1 protein-coding gene is annotated in these 324 nt (G+C 63.3%); it reads right to left on the bottom strand.

Annotation, left to right across the window (positions count from 1 at the left end):
* Positions 1-324, bottom strand: a 324-nt coding sequence (locus tag V5F48_RS25080) for a sulfurtransferase (RefSeq protein WP_394260664.1), incomplete at both ends; no start/stop codon positions are given.

The following is a 324-nucleotide window of genomic DNA, read 5'->3' as shown; positions in this document are numbered from 1 at the left end:
ACCGGCAGGCCGTGCTTGCTCCAGGCCAGCATGGAGCCGTCATAGAGCATGACGTCCCGGTAGCCGAGCAGTTCGTGCATCACGAACCACGAGATGGCGGAGACATGGGCCGTGTTGCAATAGGCAGCCACCGTCTGCCGGGGACTGAGGCCGACGGCTGTATAGGCGAGGGCGAGTTCCTCCTTCGGGCGATAGGTGCCGTTGGCGGCAAAATTCGCATCGAAGGGAAAGAGGGTCGCGCCGGGAATGTGGCCCGCCTTCGCGATGTTCGGGCGCTTCTCCAGGCCCACATAGAAACTGAAGAACCGCGCGTCGAGAATGCCC

Origin of the sequence: Xanthobacter autotrophicus ATCC 700552, assembly GCF_043194565.1 — a bacterium.
GTDB lineage: Bacteria > Pseudomonadota > Alphaproteobacteria > Rhizobiales > Xanthobacteraceae > Xanthobacter > Xanthobacter autotrophicus_F.
The sequence above is the reverse complement of the archived record's forward strand: the minus strand, read 5'-3'. Positions and strand labels throughout refer to the sequence as shown.